The following is a 21,896-nucleotide window of genomic DNA, read 5'->3' as shown; positions in this document are numbered from 1 at the left end:
AAGCGCGCGGGCACCGGCCGCTTAAAGGGTCGGCATGAGGACACCGTCGATGACGTGGATGACGCCGTTCGAGGCCTCGATGTCGGTGTCGATCACGTTGACGGTGTTGCCGGCCTCGTCCGTCAGCGAGACATTCTCGCCATCGACGTTGACGGTCAGGCTGCCGCCCTGGACGGTGTCGACGGTCTGGCCGTCAAGTTCCACGACGTCGGCGGCGAAAACCTCGTCCGGGATGACGTGGTAGGTGAGAATCTCGGTCAGATCGCCGGAGGGGTCGGCGAGGAGGGTGTCCAGGGTGCCCTCCGGCAGCGCGGCGAAGGCCTCGTCGGTGGGCGCGAAGACCGTGAACGGCCCGTCGCCCTTGAGGGTCTCCACCAGGCCAGCCTCCTGAAGAGCGGTGGTCAGGGTGGTGAACTGACCCGCCGCGACTGCGGTGTCGACGATGTCCTCACCCTCGCCGGCCATGGTGGTCGTCGTTTCGGTGGCCGTCTCTTCTGTCGTGGTCTCGGAGGTGGTGGTCTCGGAGGTGGTGACCTCGGTAGTGGTGTCGGTCTCGGTCATTGAGGTCGTGGTCTCGCTGTCCTCGGAGGCGCAGGCGCTGAGGGCGAGGGCCAGGCCCAGGGCGCCGGTGGCGGCAAGTACTCGCTTCATGATCAAACCTTTCAGAAGTTCAACTTTGGATAATGTTTACCCTAAGTTAATACTTTGGCGGACGCAATGGATTTCCCGAAAATTTATCGGTCCGTTGCCGGCCCGGCCCCGCCCTCACCCGTCACGACAAATGCAGCACGAGCCGCCCCCATGTATTACACTTTGGTTTAAAATAACTGACCTAAGGAGTAAATCGTGAGGAAATTCATCGCCGGCCTTGGGGCGGCGGCCATGCTCGCCACCCTGGCCACCCCGGCCGCCCAGGCCCAGGACATCTTCGACGGTGGACGAATCGGGGGTGGTTCATCCCAGCTGCTCCCCACCAGCTCCTCGGCCCCCGGGAATGAGCTGAGCGAGGTGGGATTCCCGGTCGACCTCGACAAGTACGCCGGCACGTGGTACCAGGTCGCCGCCCTGCCCCAGCCCTACTCTCTGCAGTGCGCCAGCGACACCACCGCCGAGTACGCGGTGCTCGACGAGGAGACGATCTCCGTCCGCAACTCCTGCGGAACCTTCTTCGGCCCCTCCGTCATCGAAGGCACTGCGCAGCGGCGCTCCGACGCTTCGCTGCGGGTGAACTTCCCGGGCGTGCCCTTCCAGGACGAGGCGGGCCCCACCAACTATCGGATCACCTACCTGGACGAGGACTACTCCCTGGCCGTCGTCGGGGATCCCGACCGGAACTCGGGCTTCATCCTCTCGCGCACCCCGGACCTGAGCGCCGGACAATGGTCGCAGGTCCGCTCCGTGGTGGAGTCCCGCGGCTGGTGGTCCTGCTCCTTCCTCACCGTGCCCATGGCAGAGGGGCGCAAGGACGTCGTTCCGCTCTGCGTGCTCTAGAGACAAAGAACGGCCCGCCCTCAGGCGGCCGTTTCTCATTTCCTCACCGCTCCTGAGCCCAGTCGGCGTCGTCCAGGGACATCTCGCGCGCCGTGTCCTCGAGGAAGTTGATGACCACGTCCCGCTGCTCCCTGGTCAGACGGGCCGCGGCGTGAAACCTCTTCGCATGCTGCTTCCCGACGGTCCGCATCGCGGAGGCCCGGGTCTCGTCCGTCACCTCGATGGAGAAGGCCCGGCGATCAGTCGGATGAACCCGGCGGCTGATGTGGCCGCCCTTCTCCAGCCGATTGAGCAGCTTGGTAATGGAGGCCGGCGACATGCCCAGGTGAGTGCCGAGCATCCCCGGGGTGACCACTTCCTTCCGGTGATTGGCCACGATGAGGAAATGAAGGGCACGCATGTCCTGCGAGCTCAACTTCATGTATTTCTCGGAGGCGTCGGCAAGCGCCTTTTCCTTCTCACGCAGGCCCGACAGCGCGTTCATCAGCCGGGTGATCTGCCCTACGTCCTCCGGGTCCAGCTGGGAGCGGTCGACCAGTTCGCTGCGCGGGTCGCTGGAATTGACGTCATAGAGGCTGCGGGAGACGCTGCCCTGCCCCGCAGTCGAGTGCTGATCCGCCATGACCTGATGCCCACCCCTCGTTCTGCGCCTGCCGATAAATTATCCGATAGGAAAGTATGCCTAAGAAGATAGTATAACTTTTCCCGCGCCCATTTCCACCCTCGGACGGAGTACGGAATGACCGGGCGGGCGGCACGGGTCAGGAGTTTAGCCCCACCCACGGACGCCGGCCCGCAAGGAGGCCCGGGCCGGTCGACGGACACGGTCAGCGTCGGGAAGCTCCGGAAACGACGAGCGGGCATGACCCCGATAACGTATCGGAATCATGCCCTCCCCTTCGGGAACCATCCGGTTCAGCGGCGCCGGCGGGGGTCACCCGGGGCGCATCAGTTCATCAGCGGCTCCGGCATGAGGATGATGCCGTCGCTGTCCGCATAGAGCGTGTGCCCGGGAATGAAGGTGACTCCGCCGAAGGTGAGCGGGACCTCCATCACCCCGAGTCCGTCCTTGGCCGATTTGCGGGGGTTGGTGCCGATGGCCTTGACCGCGATGGGCAGTTGCGCAATGCCCGCCGAGTCACGGATTGCCCCGTTGACCACGATGCCCCTCCATCCGTTGTCCACCGCCGCCTGGGCGATCTTGTCGCCGACCATGGCGGTCTGCGTGTTACCCCCGGCGTCGACGACGAGGACCTTACCTTCGCCGGGACTGTTCAGCGTCTCCTTGACCAGCTGGTTGTCCTGAAAACAACGGATGGTCACGATGCGGCCCGCGAAGTCGGTCTTGCCTCCGAAGTCGCGCATCTGCGTGTCGCAGCTGACGACGTCGTTGCCGTAGATGTCGGCGATGTCGGCGGTGGGGATGAAGGTGCACATGGGGGTCTTTCCTTTACATGGTGGCGGAGGCGGAGGCCGGAGTCCCGACGTGGAACTGACCTTCCTCGGTGGAGCCCTTGAGGGCGGTGGTGGAGGAGTTCGGGTCGACGGTGGTGGCGATCTGGTCGAAGTATCCGGCGCCGACCTCGCGCTGGTGCTTGACGGCGGTGAAGCCACGCTCCTCGGCGGCCTTGAACTCGCGGTTCTGCAGGTCGACGAAGGCGGTCATGCCCTCACGGGCGTAACCGTGGGCCAGGTCGAACATGCCGTAGTTGAGGGAGTGGAAGCCGGCCAGGGTGATGAACTGGAAGGTGAAGCCCATGGCGCCGAGCTCCTTCTGGAACTTGGCGATCTCGTCGGCCTCGAGGTGGGCGGACCAGTTGAAGGACGGGGAGCAGTTGTAGGCCAGGAGCTGGTCGGGGAACTCCTCCTTGACGCCCTCGGCGAACTTCTTGGCGAGCTCCAGGTCCGGGGTGCCGGTCTCCATCCAGATCATGTCGGCGTAGGGGGCGTAGGACTTGGCGCGCGCGATGCACGGCTCGAGGCCGTTCTTGACCTGGTAGTAGCCCTCGGCGGTGCGGTCGCCGGTGATGAAGGGCTTGTCGCGCTCGTCGACGTCGGAGGTGATGAGGGTGGCGGCCTCGGCGTCGGTGCGGGCGATGATGACGGTCGGGGTGTCCATGACGTCCGCGGCCAGGCGGGCGGAGGAGAGGGTGCGGATGTGCTGCTGGGTGGGGATGAGGACCTTGCCGCCCAGGTGGCCACACTTCTTCTCGGAGGCGAGCTGGTCCTCCCAGTGGGTGCCTGCGGCGCCGGCGGTGATCATGGCCTTCTGCAGCTCGTAGACGTTGAGGGCGCCACCGAAGCCGGCCTCGCCGTCGGCGACGATCGGGACGAGCCAGTTGTCGACGGAGTCATCGCCCTCGACGCGGGAGATCTCGTCGGCGCGCAGCAGGGCGTTGTTGATGCGGCGCACGACGTTGGGGACGGAGTTCGCCGGGTAGAGGGACTGGTCCGGGTAGGTGTGGCCGGAGAGGTTGGCGTCGCCGGCGACCTGCCAACCGGAGAGGTAGACGGCCTTGAGGCCGGCGCGGACCTGCTGGACGGCCTGGTTGCCGGTCAGGGCGCCCAGGGAGTTGATGTAGTGGCCGTCGCCCCTGGTGATCTCCTCGAAGAGGATCTCGGAGCCGCGGCGGGCGAGGGTGTTGGCCTCCAGGACGTTGCCCTGCAGCTCGGCGACCTGCTCGGCGGTGTAGTCGCGGGTGATGCCCTCCCAGCGGGGGTTGGTGTCCCAGTCCTGCTGGATCTCGGCTGCGGTGCGGGGGGTTCCAGTGGTGCTCATGGCGTGGCCTCTCGTTCTGTGTGGCGGTGAGGAAGTGTGGGGGACGCGTTCGGTGGGAGCGGCTGGCTCCTCGTGGCGTGGTTCACATCCTGCGGTCCACAGTCGTCCGAGTCAACGATCTTCTCTGTGAAGTTTGGTGTGGGGGGATTCCCGCTTATTTGCGAAACTTGTGTAAAGGGCCACCTCCGGTTTGTGAACACCAATTCCCCGTTTCCGCACGTAGACACCTTTCCGGGGATTCCCGCTTCTGTGCAGGCCAACCCACTTATTTGCGCCGGAGCACGCGAAACCTCAGATGGGATGATCTTTGTTGGGGGTGGCGGAAGCTGCAAAATCGGCCGGACCGTTTCCCAAGCCACTCACCTCCCATAGTGTTGCCCACACCACACCACCTACCCGTGACACCCAGGAGGATCCCATGACCGCCTCGACCACCACCTACGTCAATGTCGCCGGCCTCGACGTCGCCGACTCGCTGCACGCTTACGCCACCGACGTCCTCTGCCCCCGCGCCGGCGTCGACCCGGAGCACCTGTGGCAGGGCCTGGCCGACATCGTCGCCGAGTTCACCCCGCGCAACCGCGCCCTGCTCGCCCGCCGCGATGAGCTCCAGAGCCAGCTCGACGACTACCACCGCACCCACCCGGGCCAGCCAGATCCGGCCGAGCTCGAGCAGTTCCTGCGCTCCATCGGCTACCTCGTCGAGCGCCCGGCCGATGAGCCGATCCGGACCGCCAACGTCGACGAGGAAATCGGCCGCATCGCCGGCCCCCAGCTGGTCGTCCCCGTCCTCAACAGCCGTTACGCGCTCAACGCCGCCAACGCCCGCTGGGGTTCGCTCTACGACGCCCTCTACGGATCCGACGTCATCTCCGACGCCCACGGCGGCGAGGTCGGCCGGGGCTACAACCCGGTCCGCGGCGGACGGGTCATCGCCTGGGCGCGCACCCTGCTCGACGAGATCGCCCCGCTGTCCCAGGGCTCCCACGCCGACGTCACCGAATACGTCATCACCGGCGGCGGCCTGTCCGCCATCGTCAACGGCTCGATGATCACCCTGGCCAACCCGGAGCGCTACCGCGGCTACCAGGGTGATCGCGCCAACCCGAGCGCCCTCCTGCTGCGCAACAACGACCTGCACGCGATCATCGACATCGACCGCACCGGCCCGATCGGCAAGGACGACGCCGCCGGCGTCAACGACGTCAGACTGGAGTCCGCCACCTCAACCATCATCGACTTCGAGGATTCGGTCGCCGCCGTCGACGCCACCGACAAGACCCTCGGCTACGCCAACTGGCACGGCCTGTGCACCGGCGAGCTCACCGCGGAGATGAGCAAGGGCGGCACAACCTTCACCCGCCGCCTCAACGAGGACCTCGAGTTCACCGGCGCCGACGGCTCCCCCATCCGTCTGCACGGCCGTTCCCTGCTGCTGTGCCGCAACGTCGGCCACCTCATGACCAACCCGGCGATCATGGTTGACGGGGAGGAGATCTACGAGGGCCTCATGGACGCCGTCTTCACCACCCTGGCGGCGCTGCCCTCGCTGGAGGCCGACAACCCGCTGCGCAACTCCCGCACCGGCTCGATCTACATCGTCAAGCCGAAGCAGCACGGCCCGGAGGAGGTCGCCTTCACCAACGACCTCTTCGCCGCCGTCGAAGATCTGCTCGGCCTCGAGCGCTTCACCCTGAAGGTCGGGGTCATGGACGAGGAGCGCCGCACCTCCGTCAACCTCGACGCCTGCATCATGGCCGTCGCCGACCGTCTGGCCTTCATCAACACCGGCTTCCTCGACCGCACCGGCGACGAGATCCACTCCTCCATGGAGGCCGGCCCGATGGAGCGCAAGGCCGCCATGCAGACCGCCGCCTGGAAGCAGGCCTACGAGGACAACAACGTCGACGCCGGCATCGCGCACGCGCTGCCGGGCAGGGCGCAGATCGGCAAGGGCATGTGGGCGATGACCGACCTCATGCGGGGCATGGTCGACACCAAGATCGGTCAGCTGCGCGAGGGCGCCAACACCGCCTGGGTCCCCTCCCCCACCGCCGCCACCCTGCACGCGACCCACTACCACCTGGTCGACGTCGCCAGCGTCCAGGACGAGCTGCGCAGCCGCGGGCGCCGCGAGCGCTTCCACGACCTGCTCACCGTCCCGGTCCGGCAGGACGACTACACCGCGGAGGACAAGCGTGAGGAGATGGACAACAACTGTCAGTCCATCCTCGGCTACGTCGTGCGCTGGATCGAGCAGGGCGTCGGCTGCTCCCGCGTCCCCGACATCCACGACACCCAGCTGATGGAGGACCGGGCGACACTGCGCATCTCCTCCCAGATCCTGGCGAACTGGATTCGCCACAACGTCGTCACCGCCGAGGAGGTCGTCGATTCCCTGGAGCGCATGGCCGTGCTCGTCGACCAGCAGAACGCCGACGACCCGAACTACCTGCCGATGGCCGCCGACTTCGACAACTCCATCGGCTTCCAGGCGGCCAAGGATCTCATCCTGCAGGGCACGACGCAGCCCTCGGGCTACACCGAGCCGATCCTGCACGCGCGCCGACGCGAGTTCAAGGCCCGTCACGGCCTGGCGTAGGACGCCTGCCGACGCCCGCGCGACTACTCCAGGTCGTCGTGGGCGACCAGGCGGCGCGCCGCCTCGGTGATCGAACCCGACAGCGAGGGGTAGACGGCGAAGGTGTCGGCCAGGTTGTCGACGGTGAGGTTGTTGGTCACCGCCACCGCGATCGGCAGAATCAGCTCCGAGGCGGTCGGGGCGACCACCACGCCGCCGATGATGATGCCGGAGTGCTGGCGGCAGAAGAGTTTGACGAAACCGTGCTTGAGCGAGCGCATCTTGGCGCGCGGGTTCGACGTCAGCGGCAGCGTGATCATGCGGGCGGAGGCCTCGCCGTCGAGGATCTGCTTCTCGGTGATGCCCACCGCCGCGATCTCCGGACGGGTGAACACCGCGGTGGCGACCGTCTTCAGGCGCAGCGGGGACACGCCCTCACCGAGGTAGTGGTACATGGCGATGCGGCCCTGCATCGCGGCGACCGAGGCCAGCGGCATGAGCGCCGAGCAGTCGCCGGCGGCGTAGATGCCGGGGACGTTGGTCCGCGAGACGCGGTCGACCTTGATGTGTCCGGAGGGCTCGGTCTCGACGCCCACGCAGTCCAGGCCCAGGTCCTTCGTGTTGGGGACGGAACCAATCGACATCAGCGCGTGGGAGCCCTCGATCTCGCGACCGTCCTGGGTGCGGACGATGACGCCCGAGCCGGTGTTGATGACCTCCTCGACGCGCGCGTGCTTGACCAGGTTCACGCCGCGCTCGGCCAGGACGGTCTCGAGGGTGTCGGCCGCGTCCGAGTCGTCGTGCGGAAGGATGCGGTCGCGGGAGGCGACCATCGTCACCTGCACACCGAGCTCGGCGAAGGCGGAGACGAACTCGGCGCCGGTCACGCCGGAACCGACGACGATGAGATGCTCCGGCAGTTCCTTGAGGCCGTAGACCTGGCGCCAGTCCAGGATGCGGTCCCCGTCCGGGGCGGCCGCGGGCAGCACGCGCGGGGTGGCGCCCGTGCCGATGAGCACCATGTCGCACTCGATGACCTCGGTGGTGCCGTCGGCCTTGTCCACCTGCACCTTGTGCACGGTGGTGGCGGACTGCTCCTCGGCGAAGTAGCCGCGCCCCTCGATGACGCGGACGCCGCTGTCGACCAGCTGCTGGCGGATGTCGCCGGACTGGCGGGCCGCCAGGTCGAGGACGCGCTCGTTGAGGGCCGTCAGTGACAGGTGGGTCTTGCCGATGCCCTCGTTCAGGCCCATGGCGTCGGCGCGGCGCAGGTCGGTCTTGATGTTCGCGCCGGCGATGAAGGACTTGGAGGGGACGCAGTCGAGCAGGACCGAGGAGCCACCGGCACCGTTGTCCTCGATGAGCGTGATCTCGGCGTCGAACTTCTGTCCCGACAGTGCGGCTTCATAGCCTGCGGGACCGCCGCCGATGATGACGATTCGTGCAGTCAAGGTGTCTCCTCCGAAAACGATGCTGGCTGTACCGTCCGCCCATCCTAGCGGGTCCGGGGTTTCCGGCATGGTTCATCCGGGGCGACGCGCCAGAACCTAGATTTCCGGCGAGGCCGGGGAGGCCAGATACTCGTCGATCGTCGCCGCGAAGAGCCGCACGCCGACGCCGATCGCGCGCTCGTCGACAAGCAGGTCGCCCTGGTGGAGATCCTGCCGGTCGCCCTCCCCCGACCAGCTGCCCAGGCGCGCCATCGCACCCGGCACGTGCTCGAGGTACCAGGAGAAGTCCTCGCCGCCGGAGGACTGCGGCGCCTCCACCACGCCCTGCGGGTCGTTGCGACGGCCGGCCTTGGCCAGCAGCGCGGTGGCGACGTCGTCGTTCATCACCGGGGGCACGCCCCGGTTATAGTTGAGGGTGTGGGAGCAACCGGTCGGGGCGAGGACCTGGCCCACCAGCTCGTCGACGAGCGGTTCGATGTGGCGCCACACGTTGATGTCGGCGGTGCGCAGCGTGCCGGAGAGGACGCCCGACTCCGGGATGGCGTTCGGGGCGTAGCCGGAGCCGACCTGACCGAAGACGAGGACGGTGCCGGTGCGCGGATCGACGCGGCGGCTGAGCAGACCCGGCAGCTGGGTGATCAGCGCGCCGAGGGCGTAGACGACGTCCGCCGAGAGGTGGGGGCGGGAGGTGTGGCCGCCCGGGCCGTGGACCTGTATCTCCACGACGTCGGTGGCCGAGGTGATCGCCCCGGCGCGGACGCCGATGCGCCCGACCCGCAGCTTCGGCTCGACGTGGAGGGCGAAGATCGCCGCCACGTCGGTCAGCGCGCCCCAGGAAATGACGTCAGCGGCACCGCCCACCATGACTTCTTCGGCCGGCTGGAAGATCATCCGCACGCCGTGCTCGAGTTCCTCGCGGATCTCGGACAGGGCGCAGGCCAGCGCCAGCACGACGGTGGTGTGCACGTCGTGGCCGCAGGCGTGGGCCACGCCCGGGACGGTGGAGCTGTACTCGAGGCCGGTGGCCTCGCTCAACGGCAGTGCGTCGAGATCCGCCCGGAAGGCGATGCGCCCGTCCCCGGGCCCGATGTCCACCATGAGGCCGGTGCCCGGGAAGAGCTGCGGACTCAGACCGTGCTCGCGCAGGATCCCCGCCAGGAACTCGGTGGTCTCGACCTCGGCATTGGACAGCTCCGGGTGGGCGTGGATGTGACGTCGCCACCCGATGACGTCTTCGCGGTGTTCACGCAACCAACGGTCGACATGTCCGGAGACGGGCATGGCACATCCTCTCGCTCGGTGCTGCATTCGGGTTTATTGCCCGAGTCTACAACTAGACCAAGCGGTTCGGAAATAAGCACCGGCCCCACCTAGGACCGGGCCAGCGGCCAACTGGCCCGGTACTCCAGCACCACCTCGTCGACCTCCGGCAGCAGCTCCGCCGGGGTGACCTGCAGCGCGGCCGAGAGCCGGTAAATCGTCGACATCGTCGGATCCGCGCTGCGCGCCTGGTTGGATTCGTTGCGCTCCAGGTTGGAGATCGCGCTGCGCGACATCCCCGCCAGGTGCGCGAGCTTCTCCTGCGTCAACCCCCGTGCCAGGCGCAATGCGCGGAGATTGACCGCAAGGGTGTAGCCGTACCTGGGCCATTCGTTCTGAAATTGCTGTGCACTGATCGGCATCATGACGCCATCCCCGTCCCCCGAGAATCCGGCGACCCCCACGACCGCCGGTATGAGCCTCAACCTACCTCACAGATCAATGTTGCGCGGGCCGTAGAGGCGGTCGCCGGCGTCGCCGAGGCCCGGCACGATGTAGGCGTCCTCGTTGAGCTCCGGGTCGATGGCCGCGGTGACCAGGCGCACCGGGTAGCCGGAGTCGGCCAGCGCGTCGACGCCGGGCTGCGCGGAGACCACGCAGACGGCGGTGATGTCGGTGGCGCCGCGGTCGACGAGCAGACGCAGCGCGTGCAGCAGCGAACCGCCGGTGGCCAGCATCGGGTCGACGATGAAGACCGGGATGCCGGAGAGGTCCTGCGGCAGGGCCTCGAGGTACGGGACCGGCTCGTGGGTCTGCTCGTCACGGGCCAGGCCGATGAAGCCGACCTGCGCATCATTGATCATCGACAGCGCCGGGTCGATCATGCCGAGCCCGGCACGGATGACCGGGACGATGATCGGCGGCTGCTTGAGCCGGGTGCCCTCGGTCTCGGTGACCGGGGTCGTCAGCGGGTACTTCTCCACCGGCAGGTCGCGGGCGGCCTCATAGATGAGCATGCCGCCCAGATCGGACAGTGCGGAACGGAAGGCGGCGTTGTCGCTGCGCGCATCGCGCATGATCGACAGCCGCGAGATGGCCAGCGGGTGGTCTACGACGTGAATCTCCATGCCCTTCAATCTACCGCGCGGGAACCTCGGGCCCGCCTCGGCAGTCCAATTAGATATGACTCTTGATTTCGATCCCGATCACACCCTCGCCCTCGCCGCCGACGTCCGCGGCTCCGCCGACCACCTCCTGCCGGCCAGCGTGGCCGACCAGGGCACCGCGCCCTCGACCGCCGAGTTTCTCCGGGCGCTTGTCGACGCCACGGCGCGCCTCAACGACAACACCGGAATCCTGCGCCGCCGCCTCGCCGCCATCGCCGCGGACGCGGACGCCACGGTGACCTCGGCCCGCGCCACCGATGACGCCCTGGCCCGCACACTGGGAGTGACGTTGTGATCGTCGAGACCCTCCACCGCCTCGCCGGTGAGCTGCCGCCGCGCCTGCTCGCGCCGCAGATTCCGGACTTCCCGGAGGTCAGCGCCCTGGGGCCGCTGGCCCAGAACCTGGGGGTCGACCCCGGCCCGGTCATCGAGCAGCTGGAGCGCCACGGTGTCGACACCGACGCGCTGCGCTCCACCGCGCAGCAGGCCCGGCCGCTGATCGATCTCGCGGTCGACGACATCACCGCCCTGGGACTGGATCTGCTGCGCAGGTCGATCCCCGTCGCCGCCCAGCTGCCCCTCCCGCTGCTGCGCCCGGCCGCCACCGCGCAGCTGGGGGTGATGGCCACGGAGACCCTGACCCTGGCGGGCCAGCGCCTGGTGACCCTGGCCCACGAGCTGGCCCCGCTGGCGGCGCGGCTGGACCGGATCGCGCTCGAGAACCACCCCGAACCGGATCCACCGTTGCCCGCCCCGGTGGAGGCCCAGCCCCACGCCCCGTCCCCGGCGGCACAGGCTGAACAGGAGATGCCGGTGATGCAGCAGGCGTCGGCAAGCGGACAGGCGACGGTGGACGGGCAGGCCGGGGCGGGCGGGCAGGCGGCGGTGGCCGCCGCCCTCGGGCAGGTCGGCACCCCCTATGTCTGGGGCGGCACCACTCCGGCGGGCTTCGACTGCAGCGGACTGGTGCAGTGGTCCTACGCCCAGGCCGGGATTGAGCTGCCGCGCACGGCCGCCGAGATGGCCATGGGCCAGCAGGTCAACTACGAGGACCTGCGGCCCGGTGATCTGGCCGTGTGGGACGGGCACGTCGCCATGTACACCGGGGACGGAATGATGGTGGAGGCCGGGGACCCGGTGCAGACGAATCCGGTCCGGACGTCGAACATCGGCATGGGCTTTCTGGGTTTCTGGCGACCGACCGGGTGAGGGAACGGCCACCTCGGCTAGACTTTCCCACCATGACTAAGCGCGCGATCGTTCCCGTCAAACTGTCGCTGGCCGAGGGCGACTTCTACACCCTGTGGGCCCCGACCTGGATTGAGCACGGCGCCGAGTGGCAGGCGTTCCTCGGCGACGACGAGGACGTGCTGGTCTTCCACTCCCCGGCAGAGGTGCTGACCTACCTCGAATCCGGTCGCCCGCACGACCTCCTCAACCATCCGGAGTGGAAGCGCTTCGACGCCGGGGTGGCCGACCGCGTCGTGCCCGGCAAGGACGACGAGTACGACATCATCGGCGCGCCGGCGCTGTTGGCGGAGCGCCCCTCCTACGAGAACGTCAAGAAGCTGGCCGGCGTCCTCGACGTCGCCGAGTCGCTGGCCCGCGTCGGCGGCGCCGAGGACGCGGTCATCTTCTTCGCGTCGCACTCGGTGCTGCGCAACGTCGACCGCGGCGCCGACGCCTTCGCCGGCGACCAGGGCCTGGAGGAGTGGTCCGCCATCGGCCGCTCGGTGCTGAACAACTGGAGGACGGTCGTCGAGGACCTCGGCGCCCACGTCCGACTCGTCGAGTCGCAGGACAAGGCCACCGTCGAGGACGCCTCCGTGCGGATCGCGACCTCCACCGCCGTGGCAGCCGAGGCCCGGCGGGAGGCGGAGAAGGCCCGGCAGGCCGAGGTCGAAGCCGCCGACCCCTACGACACCTCGCCCTGGGCCGCGGCCGGCATCGACCCGGTCCGGATTTCCGTGCAGGGCAAGAGCGTCTACACGCTGCGCACCTACCTGGGCAAGGACCCGGTGTTCCTGGGCCGCTACGGCGAGATCTTCACTTTCCCGACCACCAAGCAGCTGCTGCGCTGGCTGCTCGACAACGACGAGCACGACCTGGCGCGTGTCTCCACCTGGGAGGACCTGGTCACCGCCGCCAACTCCGGCGAGCTGATCGTCGGCGTCCACCGTGACAACTCCTACTCCCTGACCGGCCTGGCCGAGGACATCGAGAAGGGCCCGGAGGCGGTCGATACCCATCAGATGAGCCGCGCCTACGAGCTCATGGCCGACGCCGCCGACTGGGCCGGTGACGACTCTCTCAACGAGTACCTGCTGGCCAACCCGCGTTTTCAGGACTACCTCAGTTACATGCTCGGCTCCTCCGAGTCCGCCGGCTACGTGCCGTCGCGGCCGTACACCGACAAGGCCGAGAGCTGGCGGGAGCTGGAGGAAATGCTCGTCAAGCGCTTCTCCAAGTTTTAGGCGGCGCATCCCGGACGCGGTGGGGCGGAGAATTATTTCCGTCCCGCCGCTTTTTCGCGCCCGCCCGGGCCTAGACTTTCCCCATGAAGACAGACGCCGCGCTGCGTGTCGAAGGGCTCAACGTCATCCGCCAGGGCAACCACATCATCCCCGACCTCTCCTTCTCCCTCCCCGCCGGATCCATCACCGGCCTGCTCGGTCCCTCCGGCTCGGGCAAGACCACCGTCCTGCGCGCCATCATCGGTGTCCAGAAGTTCTCCTCGGGCTCCATCGAACTGCTGGGGCGGCCCGCCGGGCACCCGGAGCTGCGCCGGCGGGTGGCCTACACCAGCCAGTCCCTCTCGATCTACCGTGACATCTCGGTGCGCGCCAACGTCGAGTACTTCGCCGCTCTCGCCGGGGCATCCGCGGCGGACGCGCGACAGGCGCTGGCGCGGGTGGAGATGGCGGAGTACGCGCAGCGACGGGTGGACTCGCTCTCCGGCGGGCAGGCCAGCCGCGTCTCGCTGGCGTGCGCACTCGTCGGCGCGCCGGAGTTCCTCATCCTCGATGAGCCGACCGTGGGCCTGGACCCGGTGACCCGGCGCGCCCTGTGGGAGACCTTCCACGCCATCGCCGCGGGCGGCGCCACGCTGCTGATCTCCAGTCACGTCATGGACGAGGCCGCCCGCTGCGACGCGGTCATGCTGCTGCGCGACGGCCGGCTGCTCGCCCACGCCCCCATCGCCGAGATCGAGCGGTCGACGGGCACGACCACCGCCGAGGACGCTTTCCTCGCGCTCATCGAGGGAGGGAGCCCGGCATGAGGGCCTTCGCCACCACCCGGCGCGTCGCCCAGCAGCTGCGCAGCGATCCCCGCACCGTCGGGCTGGTCGTCGTCGTGCCCTCCATCCTGCTGACGCTGCTCTACTTCGTCTACGTCGACGCCCCGGTCCCGCCGGGCGGGCAGGCGACCTTCGACCGGATCGGGCCGATCATGCTCGCGGTCCTGCCGATGATGCTCATGTTTGTGGTGACCTCGGTGGTCATGCTGCGCGAACGCACCTCCGGCACGCTCGAGCGTCTCATGACGACGCCGATCTCGCGGTGGAACTTCATCGCCTCCTACGCGCTGGTCTTCGGCCTCCTCGCGATGATCCAGGCCGGGGTGCTCGCCTTCCTCATCCTCGGCCCGATGGGGGTGGGTATCACCGGGTCGGTCTGGTCGCTGCTGCTCGTCGCGCTTCTCGACGCCATCTTCGGCGTCGCCTTCGGCCTTTTCGCCAGCGCCTTCGCGCGCACGGAATTCCAGGCGGTCCAGTTCATGCCGCTGTTCATCGGCCCGCAGATCTTCCTCTGCGGGCTGCTCGCCCCGAAGGAGCACATGCCCGCCGTGCTGCGCTGGGTCTCCGAGGTGCTGCCGATGACGTGGGCGGTCGACGTCGTCCGCGAGGTGCAGACCTCCCCTGACCTGTCGGCGGACTCCTGGCTCCACCTCGCCCTGCTGGCCGGCGTCACGCTGGCGACGCTGGCCGTCGCCGCGGCCACCATGCCGCGCAGCACGGTCTAGTGCTCGTGGGCCGCGGCGTCGAGATCCTGCTCGTCGGCCAGTGACTCGTAGTGGCCGAGGACCTGCTGGAGCAGCTCCTGGCGGCGCTCGACCGGGGCGAAGGAATGCTCGATCGCGGCGCGAGTGAGGTCGAAGAGCTCGTCGAGTCCGTAGTCGAAGGTCTCCACCAGGCGGAGGAACTCATCGGTGGTGGAGGTGACCTCGGTCTGGCCGGGGCTGACGACGACGGCGAAACCCATCTGCTGCAGCAGCGTCAGCGGGTGGTCGGCGTAGTCCTCGATCAGGCCCATCTTCTCCTCCAGCGCGGGGCTGAGCTCGAGGGCGAGGCCGCGGTCGCGAACCCACGTGGACACCGGTCCCGTCCGGATGCCGTCGAGGGAGACCTCGAAGTCGTCGATGATGCTGAGGCCGTGGCCGATGCGCTGCGCACCGAGGTTGACGGCCTCGGTGATCTGGGCCAGGTCTCCGGAGCAGTGCAGTGTCACCGGCACGTAGTTTTCGCGCAGGTGGCGCAGGGCGTCGACGTGGGCGTCGAGGCGGGTGTCGTCGCCGGCCAGGTCGAAGCCGACGATGCGGTCGGTGGCCTCCCTCTTCTCGACGGTGAGGCGGGCGAGCTCGTCGACGTTGTCCAGCTGGCGCATGGCGGTGATGATCAGGCGGGCGTCGATTCCGGAGACCGCGCCACAGGCGCGCACCGCGGCGTCGACGGCCTCGCCGAAATCCATCTCGGCGAGCTCGGGGTGGAAGCGCAGCTCCGCGTAGACCACGCCGTCCGCGGCGAGCTCCTCGACGTTGGTGCGCACCAGGGCCTCGACGTCGGCGGCGGTGCCGGCCGCGCCGAGGTGCTCGTGGAGGATGACCTTGGGCAGCTGGGCCAGGGTCTGGCGGGTGACGTGCTTGTGCTCGGGGCTGATCTGCGGTGAGTCGTTCATGCCCACCATCGTAGGCCCGACCTTATGATGAATCCCGCCATGACTACGATCGCCGCACAGCTTCTCCTGGGCTCAGCCCTCACCCTGGCGGCCCCCGCCCCCGTCCCGCCCGAGCTGACGCCCGCACCGGAGACCGCCTCGGCGTTCGCCCAGGACGCCGAAACCCCGAAGTCCGAGCCCGCGCGGCGAAGCGAGTGGCCCGACACGGACTCCTGCCCCAACGCGTTAACCCCGCCGGAGCCGACGACGACCTCGGAAATGCTGGCGCCCGGGCAGGTCGGGCCCACTCCCCCGCCCGTGGTGGTGGAGGGCAACTGCGGCGTCGCCACGGTACGTGGCTTCGTGATGCCGGAGAAGATCATGGCCGCCTCCTTCCTGGTGGCCGACATCGACACCGGCGAGATCATCGCGCAGAAGGATCCGCACGGGCGCTACCGGCCGGCGTCGATCATCAAGGCGCTGCTGGCGCTGGTGGCGTCCAGGGAGCTGCCCCTGGACCGGGTCATCGTGGCCTCCCACGGGAGCGCCGCCCAGCAGGGCTCGTCGGTCGGGATCGGTGAGGGCGGGGAATACACGGTCGAGCAGCTGCTCCAGGGCCTGCTCATGGGCAGCGGCAATGACGCCGCGCACGCCCTGGCCCAGGAGCTCGGCGGCGACGAGGCGACGCTGCGCAAAATCAACGAGCTGGCCGCGGACCTCGGCACCACGGACACCTACGCGGCCACCTACTCCGGACTGGACGCGCCGGGGATGTCCTCCTCCGCCCATGACCTCGGCCTGATCTACCGCGCCGCCTACCGGGACCCCGCCCTGGCGCGCATCATGAACACTGAGACGGTTCCCTTTCCCGGGTACGGGGACGTCCCGGGCTACGAACTCGGCAACGACAACGGCCTGTTCATGAATGACCCGGACGGCATCGGCGGCAAGACCGGTTACACCGACGACGCCAACCACACCTTCGTCGGGGCGATGGACCGGGGCGGGGAGCGACTGATGGTCATCCTGCTCGACACCACCCTCGAGGGCGGGCGCGCGTGGGAGCAGGCGCAGCGCCTGCTGCACGCCGCCTACGACGCCGACGCCCGCGAGCCGATCGGCGCCCTGACGCCGGTGGCGGCCCCCACCACCGCGACGCTCACGCCGGGCCAGACCCCGTCGACGACCCCGGCGGACCCGGAAACGGAACGATCGCAGGATGCGCAGATGCTCAGCATCCTGCTTCCTGCGATCGTGGCGCTGGTCGCGCTGATGTCCGTGGTCGCCTCGATGGCCCGGCGCCGCGACCGCGCCGGGCGGCACCGGCGCTAGCGGCGGCGCCGCGTCAGCAGCGCCAGCAGACCCGCACCGGCCGCGCCCAGGGCGGCGCCGGCGCCCAGCACGGCGCCGGAGTCCGGGCCGCGGTGGACCTCATTGCGCACGTGGATGACGGCCGGGTCCGGCGTCTTCGTCCGGGTCTGCATCAGTGCCTCCTCGGTGGTCGCGGTCCAGGCGGCCACGTACATCACCACGCGCCAGACCAGGTACATGACGATCATCAGGCCGATGATCGGGCCGAAGATGGCGCCGGCCGGGTTGCTCACGGCGGAGGAGAAGATCACGGTCGACAGCTGCTTGATCACCTCGAAGGCGACCGCGCCGAGGAGGGCTCCCTTGAACGCCGCGGAGCGCGGGACCTTGGTGCGCGGCAGGGCGGCCATCATCCAGTACATGACCAGGAAGTTGGCCAGCAGGCCGATGACCAGGCCGGCCAGGAAGATGAGGAAGTCCATGCCGGGAAACCCGGCCACGCCGAGCCGTTCCAGGACGGACTGGGTGATGCCCGAGGAGCCGATGGCGGTCACGCCGAAGGCGATGATCAGCGCCACGAGCAGCCCGATCAGGGCGATGAGGTCGTAGACCTTCTTCATTATGAAGTTGCCGCCCTCGGTCGGGTCCAGGCCCCACATCGCGCCGATGCCGGCGCGGAGGTTGTTCATCCAGCCGAGCCCCGACCACAGGGCGGTCAGCGCGCCGATACCGAAGACGGCGCCGCGCTGGGCGATGGCCATCTCGATGACCTGGTTGACTAGGTCTCCGACGTCACCCGGCAGACCGCTCGAGATCTGGTCCTGAATCTGCTGGAGCAGCTCGGGGCGGTTGGCGACCACCATCGCCAGCACCGCGAAGGTCAGCATCGCGAGCGGGAAGATGGACATCACCGAAAAATAGGTGATCCCCGCCGAGTACTGGTTGCCGCCCTGGGAGCCGAAACGCTCCTGCATCCGCATGAGGTGGTCCAGCCACGGCTGCTTGTCGCGGACCTTGTCGACGACCCCCGGCTCGTCCGCGTGGGCGCGTTCGATTCCGTACTGGTCCGTGTACTTTTCGTTCGGTTGTGTGCGGGTTGTCATGTCGGTCCTCCCTCGAACGGTCCTCGCAACTGACTCCAACATAAACAAAAGCTGAAGATTGCGCAGGACCGTCCGGTGGACGACACCGGATCGTTACCCGCTAAACGACGCCCCTAGCGGCGCTTCTTGGGGGCCAGGAAGCCGATCTTGTCGTAGACGTCGGCCAGCAGGGGGGCCGCGAGCGAGGCGGCCTTGTCCGCGCCCTGGGCCAGGAGATCCTCCAGCTGGGCCCGGTCGGCCATCAGCTCGTCGTAGCGCGCCTTGAGCGGGGTGGTGAAGGTCTCCAGCGCCTCGGCCGTATCGACCTTGAGCTGGCCGTAGCCGGCGCCCTCATAACCGGCCACCAGGGCGTCGACCGGGGTACCGGTCAGCGCCGACTGGATGGCCAGGAGGTTGGACACGCCCGGCTTCTCCGCGCGGTCGAAACGGATGACGCCCTCGTCGTCGGTGACGGCGGAGCGGATGCGCTTGGCGGAGACCTTCGGATCGTCGAGGAGGTTGACCAGGCCCTTCGGATTGGCGCCGGATTTCGACATCTTCGCGGTCGGCTCCTGCAGGTCGTAGATCTTGGCCGAGCCCTCCGGAATGAACGCCTCGGGCACGACGAAGGTCTCGCCGTAGCGGGAGTTGAAGCGCTCGGCCAGGGTGCGGGTCAGCTCCAGGTGCTGGCGCTGATCCTCGCCGACCGGGACGAGCTGCGGGGAGTACAGCAGGATGTCCGTGGCCATGAGGATGGGATAGGTGAACAGGCCCACGGAGGTTCGGTCCGAGCCCTGCTTCGCGGACTTGTCCTTGAACTGTGTCATGCGCGAGGCCTCGCCGAAGCCGGTGAGGCAGTTGAACACCCAGGTCAGCTCGGCGTGCTCGTGGACGTGGGACTGGACGAACAGGGTCGACTTGTCCGGGTCGATGCCCAGGGCGATGAGCTGCGCCGCGCCGGCGATGGTGCGTTCGCGCAGCTCCGCCGGATCCTGGTCGACGGTGATCGCGTGCATGTCCGGAATGAAGTAGAACGCCTCGTAGTCGTTCTGCAGGTCAATCCACTGCTTGATCGCGCCAAGGTAGTTGCCGAGGTGGTAGGAGTCCGCCGTGGGCTGGATGCCGGAGAGTACGCGCTGCTTGTCAGTCATGCTGGATCAGTCTAGACGGCGGTCGGCGGAGACGAGCCTCCGGTCACGCCCCAGCGCACGGGCGGGGTTCCCCGGAAAACACGACGCGAGGGGCACCCGTGTCGGGTGCCCCTCGCGTCAGCGGAAGCTGGTTCTAGATCTTCTTGCTCGTGGGAGCGAACATGTCGAGGGCGACGGCGATGCCCGCGACGAAGACGGCGCCGCCCGTGGCGGTCAGCAGCATGGCGACGATGGCCATGACGGAGAAGCCGGCGGAGAGGATCCACCAGATGCCCACCGCGAGGAGGATGGCACCGAGGATGAGGTAGATGAGGGCGCGCATGAGGTTCCTTTTCCTAGTTCAACTCACTGTTCAAGCAGAAAGGTTAACAGTTAGCGATCGGGATCGGGAGCCTTCGGGGGCCACTGCTGCTCCGGTTCGGGGTCCATCTTTCGTTTGGTCCGGTTGAGCAACGAGTACCGGGTGGCCTCCTGCCGCAGGCGCGCGGCACGTCGGCGCGCGGCGCTGACCGAGCGGCGGACGAAGCGGGCGGAGAACCTGAGGCGCGGGTCCATGGGGGCGTCGTCCTTGAACTCGAAGACGGGCAGGCCCTTCTTGGAGTCCATCGTCGTGACGCGGGTGATGAAGGCGACCAGCACGGAGATGATGATGACCCAGTCCTCGGGAATGCCCAGCCACAGACCGGCCATGTAGACGGCCGTGGTCAGCACCGCGATGGAGGCGTAGAGGTCCTGGGTGAACACCAGGGGGATGCGGTCGGAAAGGATGTCGCGCATGATGCCGCCGGAGACGCCGGTGAGCACCGCCGCCACCGCCGCGATGATGAAGCCGTGGCCCAGGGACAGGGCGACCTGGGTGCCGAGTACGGCGAAGGCCGCCAGGCCGATGGCGTCGCCGACGAGAAACAGCCGGTTGAAGTAGCGCAGCAGGAATGACAGCTGCGTGGTCACCAGGGCGACGACGATGCACAGCAGCAGGTATATCGGCTGCTCGACCCAGGTCAGCGGGTAATTGTCGAGGATGATGTCACGGATGGTGCCGCCGCCCAGGGCGGTGAGGGCGGCGAGGGAGGAAACTCCGAACCAGTCGAACTTGAGGCGTCCGGCCGACAGTGCGGCGGTCACCGACTCGGCGGAGATGCCGATGACCCACAGGGTCGTCAGCAGTGCGGCAGTGTCCATTCCCGTGGCCTAGACGTCGTACTCGACGAGCACCGGGGAATGGTCGGACCAGCGGGTCTCGACGGACTCGGCACGGTCGACCCAGGTGCGGGTCGCCCTCTGCAGCAGGGCCTCGGTGGCGGCGTGATAGTCGATGCGCCAGCCCGCGTCGTTGTTGAAGGCCTGGCCGCGGTAGGTCCACCACGTGTACGGGGCGTCCTCCGGGCGGAGGCGGCGGGCGACGTCGAACCACTTCGGGTCCGGGGCGGCGGTGCGGATCGGGCGCGGCTCGTAGTCGACGACCCCGAAGAACTCGCCGAGACCCGCCTTCTCCTGGGCGTGCTCGTCCGGGAAGGACCCGAAGACGGAGTCCATCCAGGCCCGCTCGTCCGGGAGGTGGCCGGACTTCTTGCGGTTGGTCCTGGAGTTCTTCAGGTCCTGCTCGCGGTGGCAGATGTTCCAGTCGCCGCAGATGAGGGCGTGCTCGTGGGCGTCGGCCAGCTCGTCCAGGACGTCGCTGAACTCGTCGAGGAAGTGGTACTTCTCGTCGAGCTTCTCCGAGTCGACGGAGCCGGAGGGCAGGTAGAGCGAAGCCAGCCGGATGCCCCGGTAGGTGCCCTCGAGCCAGCGGCCGGAGTCGGCGAAGGAGCCGAAACCGACGGCGACGTCCTCGAGCGGCTCCCGGGAGAGGATGCCGACGCCGGCGCGGCCCTTGGCGGCCGCCGGGGCGCCGACGTAGTGCCAGCCGGCGTCGAGGGCGGGCTGGAGCGACTCGACCGACTGCTCGACGGTGGCGCGGACCTCCTGCAGCATCACCACTTCGGCGGGGGTCTCCCGCAGCCAGGCCAGCATGCCCGGGTTGTCCTCATGGCGCTGCTTCGTGGCGGCGCGGATGCCGTTGACGTTGACACTCGCAATGGTGATACTCATGGGTTCCTATGCTAATCGCGACCGAATCCTGGACGTGAGCCACCATACGACACCGGCGAGACCGACCAGCAAAGCGATGGCCAGCAGCGGAGCGAAAATTCCCGCCAGGGTCAGCGAGAGCGCGGCCGCGTCGCCCGCGGCCGACGCGGCGATGGTGCCGGTCCCCACCGTGGCCGCGTCGATGACCGGCCGGGTCGTGGCTCTCCCCACGTGAATCGCCAGCGCAATGAACACGCCGGCGGCGACCGCCCACCAGTTGATCGCGGCGGAGCCGTCGACGGCGGTGGCGGAGCCGAAGACGATGCCGCCGGAGGTGGGGCGGATGAGCGTCTGGACGATGTCGTTGATCGAGTCCACCGCCGGAATCTTGTCGGCGACGAACTCGATGACGAGCAGCGCCGCGACGACGCCCAGCAGGATCGGGTGAGCGAGCCATTCCCAGCCGGCGGGCAGGTGAACGACGTCGCTGAAACGGGCGAGCAGCCCGAAAACCAGGAGCGGGACATAGGCGTTGAGCCCGGCGGCGGTGGCCAGGCTGACGGCGGTGGCGAGGTCCATGGGCCCATTGTCGAACCCGGTCCCCGCCCGCGCAGATTCCC

General features: G+C 68.4%; 23 protein-coding genes. 8 read left to right on the top strand and 15 right to left on the bottom strand.

Features of this window, described 5'->3' with window-relative positions:
• Positions 1-21 precede the first annotated feature (21 nt).
• Positions 22-651: a fasciclin domain-containing protein gene (locus CGUA_RS03165; RefSeq protein ID WP_290197655.1), complete on the bottom strand. Its 630-nt coding sequence runs from the start codon at positions 649-651 to the stop codon at positions 22-24.
• A 231-nt stretch (positions 652-882) separates the two neighbouring features.
• Between CGUA_RS03165 and CGUA_RS03160 the strand changes: the two genes are divergently transcribed.
• Entirely contained in the window at positions 883-1,491 is a 609-nt protein-coding gene (locus CGUA_RS03160) for a lipocalin family protein (protein WP_290198299.1), read from the top strand.
• Between the two features lie 43 nt (positions 1,492-1,534).
• Here CGUA_RS03160 and CGUA_RS03155 read toward each other — a convergent pair whose 3' ends face one another.
• From CGUA_RS03155 to aceA, 3 genes are all read right to left on the bottom strand, one after another.
• Entirely contained in the window at positions 1,535-2,113 is a 579-nt protein-coding gene (locus tag CGUA_RS03155; protein WP_290197652.1) for a MarR family winged helix-turn-helix transcriptional regulator, read from the bottom strand.
• Positions 2,114-2,439: 326 nt separating this feature from the next.
• On the bottom strand, positions 2,440-2,928 hold the full coding sequence (gene rraA / locus CGUA_RS03150) for a ribonuclease E activity regulator RraA (protein ID WP_290197649.1): 489 nt from the start codon (positions 2,926-2,928) through the stop codon (positions 2,440-2,442).
• A gap of 13 nt (positions 2,929-2,941) precedes the next feature.
• Positions 2,942-4,270 (bottom strand): isocitrate lyase, encoded by a 1,329-nt coding sequence (gene aceA / locus CGUA_RS03145; RefSeq protein ID WP_290197647.1) that lies wholly within the window; start codon positions 4,268-4,270, stop codon positions 2,942-2,944.
• Positions 4,271-4,688: 418 nt separating this feature from the next.
• Here aceA and CGUA_RS03140 point away from each other — a divergent pair, with 418 nt between their 5' ends.
• A complete protein-coding gene (locus CGUA_RS03140) occupies positions 4,689-6,872 on the top strand; it encodes a malate synthase G (RefSeq protein ID WP_290197645.1) in 2,184 nt (727 codons plus the stop codon).
• A 23-nt stretch (positions 6,873-6,895) separates the two neighbouring features.
• Here CGUA_RS03140 and CGUA_RS03135 read toward each other — a convergent pair whose 3' ends face one another.
• The 4 genes from CGUA_RS03135 to upp all read right to left on the bottom strand — a co-directional run bounded on the left by CGUA_RS03135 (position 6,896) and on the right by upp (position 10,689).
• On the bottom strand, positions 6,896-8,302 hold the full coding sequence (locus tag CGUA_RS03135; RefSeq protein WP_290197644.1) for an NAD(P)H-quinone dehydrogenase: 1,407 nt from the start codon (positions 8,300-8,302) through the stop codon (positions 6,896-6,898).
• A gap of 96 nt (positions 8,303-8,398) precedes the next feature.
• The gene (locus tag CGUA_RS03130) at positions 8,399-9,583 is read right to left on the bottom strand and encodes a M20 family metallopeptidase (RefSeq protein WP_290197642.1); all 1,185 of its coding nucleotides are present in this window, start codon (positions 9,581-9,583) and stop codon (positions 8,399-8,401) included.
• Between the two features lie 89 nt (positions 9,584-9,672).
• Complete coding sequence (locus CGUA_RS03125) at positions 9,673-9,987, bottom strand: helix-turn-helix domain-containing protein (protein WP_290197640.1); 315 nt, start codon at positions 9,985-9,987, stop codon at positions 9,673-9,675.
• A gap of 66 nt (positions 9,988-10,053) precedes the next feature.
• Positions 10,054-10,689 carry a uracil phosphoribosyltransferase gene (upp, locus tag CGUA_RS03120; RefSeq protein ID WP_290197638.1) on the bottom strand — a complete coding sequence of 212 codons (636 nt, stop codon included), beginning with the start codon at positions 10,687-10,689 and terminating at the stop codon, positions 10,054-10,056.
• A gap of 55 nt (positions 10,690-10,744) precedes the next feature.
• On the opposite strand from upp, the gene CGUA_RS03115 reads away from it, so the two are divergent.
• The 5 genes from CGUA_RS03115 (at position 10,745) to CGUA_RS03095 (ending at position 14,751) form a co-directional block, all read left to right on the top strand.
• Positions 10,745-11,023: a hypothetical protein gene (locus CGUA_RS03115; protein WP_290197636.1), complete on the top strand. Its 279-nt coding sequence runs from the start codon at positions 10,745-10,747 to the stop codon at positions 11,021-11,023.
• Positions 11,020-11,937: a C40 family peptidase gene (locus CGUA_RS03110; protein WP_290197634.1), complete on the top strand. Its 918-nt coding sequence runs from the start codon at positions 11,020-11,022 to the stop codon at positions 11,935-11,937. Before CGUA_RS03115 ends, CGUA_RS03110 begins: the two co-directional genes overlap by 4 nt.
• 32 nt (positions 11,938-11,969) lie before the next feature.
• Positions 11,970-13,202: a SatS C-terminal domain-containing protein gene (locus CGUA_RS03105; RefSeq protein WP_290197632.1), complete on the top strand. Its 1,233-nt coding sequence runs from the start codon at positions 11,970-11,972 to the stop codon at positions 13,200-13,202.
• 83 nt (positions 13,203-13,285) lie between these two features.
• Entirely contained in the window at positions 13,286-14,008 is a 723-nt protein-coding gene (locus CGUA_RS03100; RefSeq protein WP_290197630.1) for an ABC transporter ATP-binding protein, read from the top strand.
• Positions 14,005-14,751, top strand: a complete 747-nt coding sequence (locus tag CGUA_RS03095; RefSeq protein WP_290197629.1) for an ABC transporter permease — start codon at positions 14,005-14,007, stop codon at positions 14,749-14,751. Before CGUA_RS03100 ends, CGUA_RS03095 begins: the two co-directional genes overlap by 4 nt.
• On the opposite strand, the gene CGUA_RS03090 is transcribed toward CGUA_RS03095, so the two are convergent.
• Entirely contained in the window at positions 14,748-15,683 is a 936-nt protein-coding gene (locus CGUA_RS03090; RefSeq protein ID WP_290197627.1) for an adenosine deaminase family protein, read from the bottom strand. The two genes, CGUA_RS03095 and CGUA_RS03090, sit on opposite strands and share 4 nt — an antisense overlap.
• A gap of 39 nt (positions 15,684-15,722) precedes the next feature.
• Between CGUA_RS03090 and CGUA_RS03085 the strand changes: the two genes are divergently transcribed.
• On the top strand, positions 15,723-16,994 hold the full coding sequence (locus CGUA_RS03085) for a D-alanyl-D-alanine carboxypeptidase family protein (protein ID WP_290197624.1): 1,272 nt from the start codon (positions 15,723-15,725) through the stop codon (positions 16,992-16,994).
• Here CGUA_RS03085 and CGUA_RS03080 read toward each other — a convergent pair.
• The 6 genes from CGUA_RS03080 to CGUA_RS03055 form a co-directional block, all read right to left on the bottom strand.
• Entirely contained in the window at positions 16,991-18,076 is a 1,086-nt protein-coding gene (locus CGUA_RS03080; RefSeq protein WP_290197622.1) for a YhjD/YihY/BrkB family envelope integrity protein, read from the bottom strand. The two genes, CGUA_RS03085 and CGUA_RS03080, sit on opposite strands and share 4 nt — an antisense overlap.
• A gap of 113 nt (positions 18,077-18,189) precedes the next feature.
• On the bottom strand, positions 18,190-19,206 hold the full coding sequence (gene trpS / locus CGUA_RS03075; RefSeq protein WP_290197620.1) for a tryptophan--tRNA ligase: 1,017 nt from the start codon (positions 19,204-19,206) through the stop codon (positions 18,190-18,192).
• Positions 19,207-19,339: 133 nt separating this feature from the next.
• Complete coding sequence (locus CGUA_RS03070; protein ID WP_290197618.1) at positions 19,340-19,528, bottom strand: hypothetical protein; 189 nt, start codon at positions 19,526-19,528, stop codon at positions 19,340-19,342.
• Between the two features lie 50 nt (positions 19,529-19,578).
• Entirely contained in the window at positions 19,579-20,388 is an 810-nt protein-coding gene (locus CGUA_RS03065; protein WP_290197616.1) for a trimeric intracellular cation channel family protein, read from the bottom strand.
• A 9-nt stretch (positions 20,389-20,397) separates the two neighbouring features.
• The gene (locus CGUA_RS03060) at positions 20,398-21,297 is read right to left on the bottom strand and encodes an exodeoxyribonuclease III (RefSeq protein ID WP_290197614.1); all 900 of its coding nucleotides are present in this window, start codon (positions 21,295-21,297) and stop codon (positions 20,398-20,400) included.
• A 6-nt stretch (positions 21,298-21,303) separates the two neighbouring features.
• A complete protein-coding gene (locus tag CGUA_RS03055) occupies positions 21,304-21,855 on the bottom strand; it encodes a DUF4126 domain-containing protein (protein ID WP_290197612.1) in 552 nt (183 codons plus the stop codon).
• Between the last annotated feature and the right edge of the window lie 41 nt (positions 21,856-21,896).

It is taken from the genome of Corynebacterium guangdongense (genome assembly GCF_030408915.1).
GTDB classification, from domain to species: domain Bacteria; phylum Actinomycetota; class Actinomycetes; order Mycobacteriales; family Mycobacteriaceae; genus Corynebacterium; species Corynebacterium guangdongense.
This window is presented reverse-complemented; position numbering and strand designations above follow the sequence as displayed.